Source organism: Gordonibacter sp. (genome assembly GCF_036667095.1).
GTDB lineage: Bacteria > Actinomycetota > Coriobacteriia > Coriobacteriales > Eggerthellaceae > Gordonibacter.
In genome coordinates this window covers 6,655-7,070 of sequence record NZ_JAVWUP010000130.1, presented here as the reverse complement: position 1 = coordinate 7,070, position 416 = coordinate 6,655, and the positions used below count along the sequence as shown (strand labels likewise).

The window sequence follows — 416 nt, the reverse complement described above, 5'->3', positions numbered from 1 at the left end:
TCGCGTGGTACTCAAGCATCGATGGTCACACAAAGCGGCACATCTTGCCGAAAGCGCAGGATTCGCATCGGTTTCCGAGAAGCTGCCTGCGGTCCGGCATCTGCTTGCAGATGCGCGCGCATCCCTCGACAAGGCGAGAGACGCGTTTGATGCGGGTGCTCAAACAACAGCCTCAAACAACGCGACCGTTCATTTCATGGATTAAGCTGTGACCAGGCACTGCAGCTCCATCGGCTTGAACCGTGAATCCGAGGTATCCCCGCACGTAAGGGCGCCTCGGGTTCACGGAGTTCCGGAAGGAGAAATGCAGGTCGTAAAACACGCCGCCGGAAAACGACTCAGGCTAACTATTCAGGTTAGCAACACGACGGCAAACCCGACGCTCGCTCGATATCGCCGCACGAAATCAAGCACCG

The 416-nt window shown here is 57.2% G+C and carries 1 protein-coding gene; it reads left to right on the top strand.

Annotated elements, in window-relative coordinates; all coding sequences use genetic code 11:
• Positions 1-205 (top strand): dynein gamma chain protein (locus RR842_RS10490; RefSeq protein ID WP_332729702.1); only part of this gene is annotated, 205 nt, incomplete at its 5' end.
• Positions 206-416 lie beyond the last annotated feature (211 nt).